At 56.3% G+C, this 10,126-nt stretch carries 9 protein-coding genes; 6 read left to right on the forward strand and 3 right to left on the reverse strand.

Going from position 1 to position 10,126, the window contains the following annotated elements:
* Nucleotides 1–283: 283 nt before the first annotated feature.
* On the forward strand, nucleotides 284–2,041 hold the full coding sequence (locus PPP56_RS05550) for an alpha-amylase family glycosyl hydrolase (protein WP_353563040.1): 1,758 nt from the start codon (nucleotides 284–286) through the stop codon (nucleotides 2,039–2,041).
* An 87-nt stretch (nucleotides 2,042–2,128) separates the two neighbouring features.
* Complete coding sequence (locus tag PPP56_RS05555; protein ID WP_353563041.1) at nucleotides 2,129–4,627, forward strand: glycoside hydrolase family 31 protein; 2,499 nt, start codon at nucleotides 2,129–2,131, stop codon at nucleotides 4,625–4,627.
* Nucleotides 4,628–5,146: 519 nt separating this feature from the next.
* On the opposite strand, the gene PPP56_RS05560 is transcribed toward PPP56_RS05555, so the two are convergent.
* Nucleotides 5,147–5,395, reverse strand: a complete 249-nt coding sequence (locus PPP56_RS05560; RefSeq protein WP_353563048.1) for a hypothetical protein — start codon at nucleotides 5,393–5,395, stop codon at nucleotides 5,147–5,149.
* On the opposite strand from PPP56_RS05560, the gene PPP56_RS05565 reads away from it, so the two are divergent.
* The gene (locus PPP56_RS05565) at nucleotides 5,325–6,272 is read left to right on the forward strand and encodes a 6-bladed beta-propeller (protein WP_353563046.1); all 948 of its coding nucleotides are present in this window, start codon (nucleotides 5,325–5,327) and stop codon (nucleotides 6,270–6,272) included. The two genes, PPP56_RS05560 and PPP56_RS05565, sit on opposite strands and share 71 nt — an antisense overlap.
* 62 nt (nucleotides 6,273–6,334) lie before the next feature.
* Here PPP56_RS05565 and PPP56_RS05570 read toward each other — a convergent pair whose 3' ends face one another.
* Both PPP56_RS05570 and PPP56_RS05575 read right to left on the reverse strand, forming a co-directional pair.
* Complete coding sequence (locus PPP56_RS05570; protein WP_353563047.1) at nucleotides 6,335–6,700, reverse strand: hypothetical protein; 366 nt, start codon at nucleotides 6,698–6,700, stop codon at nucleotides 6,335–6,337.
* Between the two features lie 258 nt (nucleotides 6,701–6,958).
* A complete protein-coding gene (locus tag PPP56_RS05575) occupies nucleotides 6,959–7,261 on the reverse strand; it encodes a peptide-methionine (R)-S-oxide reductase (RefSeq protein WP_353563042.1) in 303 nt (100 codons plus the stop codon).
* A 577-nt stretch (nucleotides 7,262–7,838) separates the two neighbouring features.
* On the opposite strand from PPP56_RS05575, the gene PPP56_RS05580 reads away from it, so the two are divergent.
* The 3 genes from PPP56_RS05580 to PPP56_RS05590 all read left to right on the forward strand — a co-directional run.
* Nucleotides 7,839–8,219, forward strand: coding sequence for a magnesium transporter MgtE N-terminal domain-containing protein (locus PPP56_RS05580; RefSeq protein WP_353563043.1), 381 nt, complete (start codon nucleotides 7,839–7,841; stop codon nucleotides 8,217–8,219).
* A gap of 257 nt (nucleotides 8,220–8,476) precedes the next feature.
* A complete protein-coding gene (gene mgtE / locus PPP56_RS05585) occupies nucleotides 8,477–9,880 on the forward strand; it encodes a magnesium transporter (protein WP_353563044.1) in 1,404 nt (467 codons plus the stop codon).
* A gap of 59 nt (nucleotides 9,881–9,939) precedes the next feature.
* A partial coding sequence (locus tag PPP56_RS05590) for a hypothetical protein (RefSeq protein ID WP_353563045.1) occupies nucleotides 9,940–10,126 on the forward strand: 187 nt, incomplete at its 3' end.

A 10,126-nucleotide genomic window follows, 5' to 3' on the forward strand; every position in this document is an offset into this window, starting at 1 on the left:
TCATTGCGAGGAGCGCCAGCGACGTGGCGCTGTGAGCGCAGCGAGGAAGTGCTTTTAGCGTGCAATCTTGTGCCTTCTAAGCAGGATAAACCGCTCTAACGGGGCCATGAGATCGCACCCCAGGAGTACTCGGGCTCCACCCAGCGCCGCGTCGGTCGCACGCTCCCTCCTCGTGATGACAAGGTGTACATGTATTTTTGCTGGCCTACTTAAAACCGCAGCAACGAAGCACACAGCGCCCGCATCCCCTGCCCGAATCGCTGCGCGAGACCTATGAGGGTGCATGGACCTTGAGGGTGCATGGACCTCCTCAGAAACGTACCGCTTGCAGCAAGATGCCGAGGCGCTGCTCCTTGAGGGCGACGCCCATGTCGGACTCGTGCTACACCACACCGACGCATCCCACCGACAACTTTCCCACAGCCTTATGAAAACGACCATGGCCGACCTGTCTCGTATCTCGCGAGTGGTGCTCCCGCTACTGCTTGGTGCCGTACTTGTGTGGAGCGGGTGCGACGATCCTGCGCCCGAGCCCGACACGTCAGAGGCGCCCGACTGGCACCATGGCGTTACCTACCAAGTGTTTGTGCATCCGTTTGCGGATGGATCAGGCGACGGCATTGGCGACTTTGACGGGCTGATCCAGAAGCTCGACTACATCGATGACATGGGGTTCGAATCCATCTGGCTGCTTCCTATTCACCCGTCGCCCTCCTACCACAAGTACGACGTGACCAACTACTGGGAGGTGCACCCCGACTACGGCACGATGGACGACTTTGAGCGCCTGTTGGATGAGGCGCACGACCGCGATATTCGTGTGGTACTTGACCTCGTGATCAACCACACCGCCCGCGATCACCCCTGGTTTCAGCAAGCTGTAGCCGATACAACCAGCGACTTCTTCGACTTCTACATCTGGGAGGATGAGGAAACCGTCGCCTCGTTTGCCGACGAAGAAGCCGGGCCCGACACCGACAATATCGACTTCTGGCATGAGGTGCAAGACGTTGATGAGGTGCAGGAAGGACTCGATAAGCGCTACTTCGGCTACTTCTGGGGCGGCATGCCCGATCTCAACTTCGATAACCCGGCCGTGCGCGACTCGGTCATTGCCATTGGCGAGTACTGGCTTGAGAAAGGCGTAGACGGCTTCCGCCTCGATGCCGCCAAGCACATCTATCCTGATGAGCGTGCCGAAGATGCCCACGCCTGGTGGGAGGAGTTTCGTGCCGAAATGGAGGCCGTAGATGAAGATGTCCTGCTCGTTGGCGAAGTGTGGGACGGCCCCGAAGTTATTGCTCCGTTCTTTAGCGGACTCCACAGCCTGTTCAATTTCCACCTCTCCGAAGAAATCTTCGACGCTTTCCGGACACGCGAAGGAGCGAACATCGCAGAGCGGCTTGTGGACATGCGTGCTATGTACGCCGACGTGAATCCCAACTTTGTGGATGCCACGTTCCTCACCAACCACGACCAGCCGCGCATTATGAGTGAGCTGGACGATATGGACGATATGCGTCTTGCTGCCCACCTGCTCTTCACCCTGCCCGGCGCGCCCTACGTGTACTACGGCGAAGAAATCGGGATGTACGGCGAGAAGCCCGATCCGAACATCCGTGAACCCATGCTCTGGGCGCCCGAAGAGGAGGACGATCTACGCACCACGTGGATCGATCCCGAGTACTCAACCGATGAAACCGTAACGCCTGTCTCCGAACAGCTCGACGATGAGGGCTCGCTGCTCAATCTGTATCGCGATCTCATTGCACTACGCAGTGAGCATGAGGCCCTTGCACGCGGTGAAATCGAAGCCGTGTCGGTGGAATCACCGGCTCTCTCCGTCTACGAGCGCACCAGCGACACCCAGACGCTGCTGGTGGCTCATAACATGGACACCGAGGCGCACGAGTTGACGCTTCCCAATGAGCTGGCCGACACCTACACGGCCATCGCCTATGCCTCCGACGATGAGATCGAGCTGGATACCGACGGCACCACGCTGCCACCTGCCAGCACGGTCATTCTTGCAACCGAGTAACCCCACTCGCAAAACCTGACAGGTCCCGAGCGTCAGGAGACCTGTCAGGTTTGCAACGCGCACCCACTCATTCCACCTCCGATTGCCTTGCTACGTACACTCTCTCGTTACATTGGTCTTTTCGTTGGAGCCGTACTGCTGGTCGCTCCAGTGTCGGCGCTGGCCCAAACCACTCCAGGTGCGTATGTCGGACACGATCTGCGCGGACCGACTGTCGAAATAGAAGCCGAGAATGCAACTGCGCACATCACATTTTACGGCGACAGCATCGTCCGCGTAGATTGGACACCGCCCAACACGCTGCGCCCCGACTCCTCGTTTGCGGTCGTGCAAGATCCAGATACGCATCCCCCGAATGTGCAAACGCGAGACGATGCTGTGTGGGTGCGGGGCTCCGGGATAGACGTGAAAGTGCACAAAGACCCGATGCACCTGCAGTTTGTGGATGCGAATGGCGAGGTGCTCACACGTGAGCAAGACACCGGCTTCGGATATGAAGACGATGATCGGATGCTACAAATGCATCTCGACGAGGCCACAAACGTCTACGGCACCGGCGAACGCGCGCCCACCTTCAACCTGCGCGGACAGGCGTTTGAGCTCTACAATACGCAGCACTATGGCTACGACGAGGCGCCCTCCACCATGAAGATCAACGTACCGCTGGCGGTTACCAACAGCGCGTATGCCCTCTTTGTGGATACCATCAGCCCCGCTATGTTCGACATTGGCGCATCCGAAGAGGATGTGTTCGACATCGAAGCAGAGGGCGGCGAGATCACGTACTACGTGATTCAGGGCGAGGACATCCCCACGCAGCTTGAGCACTACACCGGCCTCACTGGACGCCAGCCCATGCCGCCGAAGTGGGCGCTGGGCTACATCCAGTCGCGGTTTGGCTACCGCACCGAAGCCGAAGCCCGCGAGGTGGTAGAAACCCTGCTCGACCGCGACTTTCCGCTCGACGCTATTATTCTCGACCTCGACTGGTTTGAGCACATGGGCGATATGGACTGGGACCGCGAGGCCTTCCCCGATCCGTTTCAGATGATGCGTGACTTCCGCGATGAGGGCGTGAAGACGCTTGCCATCACCGAGCCGTATATGGTCACCAACGCGCGGCTCTTCGACAACGCCGACCAGGGTGGCTACCTGGCCACCGATGATGAGGGCGACACGTATCTCATCGACGACTGGTGGTCATGCCCCGACGAAATCAAGGAGGGCGAAGAGGGATGCCGAGCTGCGCTCATCGACTTTACGAATCCCGCTGCGCGCGACTGGTGGTGGGGGCAGCACCCGGTCTTTATGGGAGATGAGATGGCTGCACTGTGGACCGACCTGGGCGAGCCGGAGAACCACCCTGAGGAGATGCGCCATCGATGGGGCACTGCCCGCGAGGTGCACAACGTATACAGTCTGCTCTGGGCACAGACCCTTGCAGAAGGCTACCGCGAGTGGCGTCCGAACGACCGCTTTGTAAACCTGACGCGCGCCGGATCCGCCGGAATACAGCGGTACAGCCCAATTCTCTGGTCGGGCGACGTATCCCGCTCCTTTACGGGTTATCAGGCCCAGCCGCCCATGCTGCTCAACATGAGTCTGTCTGGGCTGGCCTACTACAGCTCTGATCTGGGCGGCTTCACAGGCGAGCTGCCCGATGAGCTCTACACCCGCTGGTTTCAGCATGGCACCTTCACCCCCACCATGCGCCCGCACGGCAACGATAGCGATCTGACCGAGCCGACCGACTTCGGCACGTCCAAAGAGCAGACGCTGCGCGAGTATGTGCAGCTGCGCTACCGGATTATGCCGTACATCTACACGCTGGCGTACGAAAACTACAGCACCGGCATGCCGCTCGTGCGTCCACTGATGTTTGAAGATGAGTCGCTCTACGACGAAGACGAGACGTACCTCTTTGGGGATGCGTTCCTCGTGGCGCCCGTGTGGGAGCAGGGACAGCGCGAGCGCACTGTGCCCTTGCCTGAAGGCAGCACCTGGATCGACTACTGGAGCGGCGACGCTTACGCCGGCGGACAGTCGGTCACAGTCGATGCCCCCCTCAGTGAGATGCCGCTCTTCGTGCGTGCGGGTAGTATCATCCCCATGCGTCCGGTTGCGTCCAACGTAGAGGAACAGCCGCAAGATGTGCTGCACCTTGATGTGTATCCGGCTCCTGATCAGGCACGCCACAGCGCGACCCTCTACGAAGACGATGGGCAGACCCGAAACTACGAAACCGGGGCCTACGCTGTCACGTCGCTCCATCAGAAACAGCACATGATTGGGGAAGAGCACGTGTTTGATCTGACTGTGGGAGCGGCAGCCGGCACCTATGCCGAACAGCCCGAGGCCCGCACGATTGAGGCGACTGTGCATCACATCGCCGAAGCTCCCGCATCCGTAACGCACAACGGCGCCGAACTGGCTATGCAGACATCGATGTCTGATTGGGAGGCGGATGGCGGCGTCTACCATGACGCCGAAGCCGAGCGCCTGCACATCCAGATCAACGATGCGTCTGTGGACACCGCCCACACCCTGCGCCTTCATACCCCCACCGTAGCGCCGATGTCCGAGTAACCCAGTAGTCGCCGAAATTCGTGCTTGTGAAGCGCTGGGTGCAGCTTAGAGGAAGAGAGAAAAGTAGTGGAGTGAATATCATTCAATGCTATTGAGTTCACCCAAGGGGCGCTCTCGGAAGAGGGGCCTTTTATTTGTGACCCGTCTTTGTTTAACTTTTATGAGTGGCTGGTGAGTGGGGTGTTTTGCCTTGATAATTTATTCTCTCAATGACTCTCATTAAGAGCGTAGGAACTGCAATACTTCTTTTCACTCTTCTTGGATTTACTGTACCGGAAACTGAGGTCCAGAATGATAGAGCTGCCGAACGGATTTGCAATTACACTGTGCAAGTGAACAGCGATTTTGCTGAAGTTGTAAGTGGCGATTGCGAGACAGGTGGTCTCCCCAATAAATGTTGCTCCTACTGGTCTGTGTCCGTCGAAATAGGCTTTATGCCTTCTGTTACTTGCACAACTGGAGGAGATTTCCAATGTGAAGCGTGTTAGTCGTTGTAAAATTGGGCAATGCCTCCTTTTCTCAATAACGCTTGAGGAAAGGAGGCTTTTGTGATTCTCTTTCTGGCAGATAGAAAAAACAAATGACAAAGTATAAAATCGCTTCCTGCTTTGTATTGATGGTTGCGCTAAGCTTTTTTGCCGCAATCCCCAATATTGCAGAAGCCCAGTGCACAGATGCGTTCCTTTCCTTTCGGACGATAACACTTGACGAGCCTGATGCGCCTCTCGGAAATCCAGAAAGCGCGGCGGTTCTTGCAAATGGCGACATGGCAGTTGCTACGTCGAGTCCGGCTGCTGTGCATTTGTTTGACGATAGGGGGCGGTACATCCAGCAAATTGGCGACCAGGGATCGGGCCCATTCGAGTACCAGAATCCATCGATCGTTCGCACAGACGGAAGCACAGTATATGTGTGGGATAGCGAGCAACTGCGGCTCCTCGCGTTTGACGACGAAGGGCGTGAAATAGATGAATGGATACACTTCTCACAAGCCCTTGCTGACTTTGACGTAGAGGAGGAGACGCTACTTGGGTACCGGAGTGGGATACGTTCGGGTGCATTCGTTTCCGGACAACAAATAGAAGATGGAGAAGGTATATTTGCGACGGGAGAGGTAACCGATGAGCATGTGGTGCTGTCATTTCTGGATGGCTCAGGAACCCTTCGGGCTTCGCAAGAGCATGTCTATTATGCCTCCCCAGCACGCGCATCCATTTATGCATACGACCGAGATTTGGGACAGACCCAGACGTACCATATAGAAGATGGCGACTTCTCGGTCAATGAGTTTGCCCAAAACCTTACCGATCGGGAATCCATCATAGACTATGTGACAGAGAACAGCCGCTTCTACAAGCTGAATGTGCTGGCTGACCAATCATTCTTGGCCGCACTCCAACACGGTAGTATCACCTACGGCGATGACGGACTGTCGGACTTCGATCGGGCGTTGAATATCCATCATGTAGGTGAGGAGGGACAGGCTAAAGGATGTGAGCAGATCGAACTTGATTTTGAAAGTACTGGCGATGATCCCATTATCGGATACACTGATAACGGGTTCATTTTTCTTGAGACCGAGCAAGAAAACGGGGATCTGACGTACCGGATTTACTTAATGGGTTTGGATGGTGAAAACCACTGAGGACTTTCGGTCTCAGAATCTCATGCACGTATTACGCTTCCCTGCGGTTGGTATAGGGGCTGTCAGGAGGCTTTTGCGTTCTGCACGACTTCTACTGGGCCGTGGTCATCACAGTGGTCGCCATGTGGATAATGCAGGCGCCCATCAACAATGTAGCAGGTATGGTCGCCGTGAGGTACGGCTTCATGTTCACAGTCGGGGCCATGGACGTGATCGTGCTTGTGGGCATTCTCTATAGGGTTGTGCCCATCCGGATTAGTTTCGCTTACCGGAATCGTATGCTCCTCGACGGTGCCATCCTCGCGTTGGTGGTGAAGGTGGCCGTTGTGTACGTAATCAACGTGATCACCATGCTTTACGGCCATGTGTCCGCAATTCGGTCCATGCTCATGAGGATGAGGTTCTGGATGCGTCTCTGCCATCGTAATCACCTACGTTGCTTGTAAGGAATCTCGACTTATACTCCGCTTTGCATGCTATCATAAGGTCTATATTGATGCACATGTGTAAAGTTTGGCGGAGTGTCTAAATACGCTCAGCATGAGAGGCTGTATGTAGCAGTTCAGCCCCCAACCATCTTATCTTGAGAGTAGATCAGGAGTTGTAGTTTTTTGTGGCCTCTGGCGGATTCAAAACTATGGGTGGAAACCATAGAGCGGCTGCACGCAGACTGTTGCGCCAGACGGCTACTGGAGAATCGCGTCATGGCGAATGCAATATCGAACGTCGGTGGGGGTCCGTTCATCAGCAAAAACGTGTCCGAGATGGGCGCCGCATGAATTGCAAACGACCTGGATGCGCTTGCGCCCGTGCGTTGCCAGAAGACGCTCTTCCACATGCGCCCGAATAGCGCTCCAGAAGCTGGGATAGCCGGTTCCTGAATCGAACTTCGCATCGGCGCGAAAAAGTGGGATACCACACGACGAACAGCGGTAGACGCTGTGGTTAGTTGGAGGGGCAGGAGCGTCAGAGAGTTGCGAGGCAAACATCAGTCTACACCAATCTGGGAGGGTACAGCGTCTTGATATCCGTTAGAAGTTCTACGAATGCCACGGGAGCGCAGTATTGGCAGGTAGCCTGCCGACGGGCCGGCTTCTCCAGCACCGTTTCAACGCTGTCATTGTCTCAGTCATCGTCTCACGGGTGCAATCGGCAGAGATTGCCAACGGATCAATTAGAGAACTATCACGAAAGCTTTGCGCTTGGGCTTGGTCCTCGACTGCAGCACATGCGCCCTGCTCCGGAGTTCATATGCAACACGGACAGGCTACAATGCCCATTGCATGACTGTAGCAATGTTAGCAATCCATTAACACAAGAATCTGGGGAACCTGCATTATGACCGTCCTGTTGAGTGCCAATGGTTTTCGAGCAAGTCAAACTGTGCTTCGCGCAGACTTTGCTCCAAGAACCAGTTCACTTGTTTCATAAAAGGCTTCTGGCCATGTCTTCTGGACCCAGTATCGAATCAGACTCTATGACAGCAGCCGGTGGCTGAGCCCCTCTCTTCGGAGGAACTGTTCACGCTGCGGGCTGCCTCCACCCGCAAACCCCATTGCGTGAACCATGACTACACCTATCCCAACACCGCGACGGGATGACACGCCCGTACGCGACGTTCTCAAACGTGTCAATCATGAGGCGTTTCCTGCCTCTGTGAAGGACTTTGCCGCATCGCTCTCCTCAACGAATGCCTGGCGGTTTATGCGCTATGCCGATGTTGAAACTGCAGCGGCAGTGTTTCCTCACTTTCACCCCAACACACAGCGCGTGCTGGCCGAGAACATGTATCCCGACTGGCTGGCTTCGGTGCTTGCGCACTGCACGCCTGCCGATCGTCGGCACATCAAGCGGCATCTGTCGCCGCATGCACACCGCCTGTTGGAGGCCGCTCGCTCCCCAGACCGCGACACGCGTCGCCCGTCTGTACCCAAGCGAGTTGCGTAGCCGATTTCTCCCCCCAGCGATGCGCTGATTTGTCCCCCTCAAAAAGAGGGTATGTAGGTGAGGTATGTCTATACGGCACGGCGGGTCTACTCGCATAGGCCCTTTGCAATACAGACGTCTTTGCACCTCTCCACGCGCATCGCATCGCTTTTCAATCCTGCAACTTTCAATCCTGCAACGCTTCACGGTGCCTTTGTCCGAAGTATCGTATCGGTCCTTCAGGGCACTGGAAGGTTGCTACAAGCACACGAAAACCTATGTCGACCAACGACTCAAACAACACAGCCATTACGCAACAACTGCGTCGGCACCTTGACAACGGAAAAAGTCAGTACATTCAAGATCTGTGCAACGACCTGCACCCCGTTACCCTGGCCGACCACCTCAACGATCTCACCACAGATGAGATTGCCGAAGTGTTCGTCCTGCTCGACCGCGCCATGCAGGCCGACACCTTCATGCTCATCAACCCCGAGCACCGGCAAGCGCTCATCGATCAACTATCGGTAGAAGTGCTTGCGGAGACGATCACCGTGATGTCGCACGACGACCGGGTGGATCTTGTACAGGCCATGCCCGAAGACCGAGCAAAGGCCGTTTTGAAAGCCATGTCGGATAGCGAGCGTCAGGATGTGCTGCGCCTTAACGCGTACGAAACCGGCACGGTAGGCGCTGTAACGACGACCGACTATATCCGCCTTGACCCAAGCATGCAGGTGGAAGTTGCTATCGAAGACATGCGCACCCACGCCGCCGAGGTAGACACGATCTACTACGGCTATGTGCTCGACGACAACAAGCGCCTGCTGGGTACCGTGTCCATGAAAGACCTCATCATGGCGCGTCCGTCGGATACGCTGACCGACATCATGAAAACAGACATCGTCACCGCGCAGGCCAGCGGCGATGAACTCGACGCCGCCCGCAAACTGGCGCGCTACGACCTCATCGCCCTGCCTGTGCTGGACGACGACGGAGCCATGCTGGGCATTGTCGCTTTCGACGACATCATGGACGTGCTCGAAGAAGAGGCCTCCGAGACGATGTACCGCAAGGCGGGCATTGGCGGGCTCACTCCCTCCGATGAGAAAGACGTCATCTACAGCAAAAAACTTACGCAAGGCCCGATCTCGTATGCCATCCGCCTACGCGTCTTCTTTCTCTTGATTACACTGGCCGGTGGATTGCTCGTTGGCGGTGTCATCGATTTCTTTGAAGACACGCTAGCTGCTGTTGTGGCGGCTGCCATCTTTATCCCGGTCATTATGGATATGGGCGGTAACGTAGGCACACAGTCCACCACCATTTTTGCGCGTGGGGTTGCACTCGGACACATTAACATTCGGCGCTTTGGAAAGCAGCTGTTTCGCGAGGTGAAGGTCGGGCTCATCATGGGTGTTCTTCTTGGCACAGTGGGTGGAGCCGTGGCTTACGCCTGGCAGGGGGCTCCCAACGACATCCCCGAGTTAGGCATTGCCGTGGGCATCGCGCTGGCTGTGGTTATCCCACTGGCTACGCTGCTTGGCTTCTTGTTGCCCTGGATCCTTGTTAAGTTGGGATTCGACCACGCTTCCGGGGCCGACCCGTTTATCACCACCATCAAAGACTTCGTGAGCCTCGCGCTCTACTTCACGCTCATTAATGTGCTCATCGGACTGTAAGCTCGGACTGCAAGAATGCACGTCCGCTTTTCCCCACTACAAACACCTCTTACTTTGCTATGACTCGATTTATTTCCTCCACTCACTTTTGTGCCCTTCTGGTTGCCGTGGCAGTCGGCATGATGGGATTCGGCACAACTCTTGTTAAAGCGCAAACCGTATCGACCGAAGCCTCGGTGGGCGCCCTCTCCGCATTCATCGACCAGGGCGAGCGCATCTCGGCGCGTCCGGTGCTGCAAGCCGAAG

Source organism: Longimonas sp. (assembly GCF_040409695.1).
Classification (GTDB): domain Bacteria; phylum Bacteroidota; class Rhodothermia; order Rhodothermales; family Salinibacteraceae; genus Longimonas.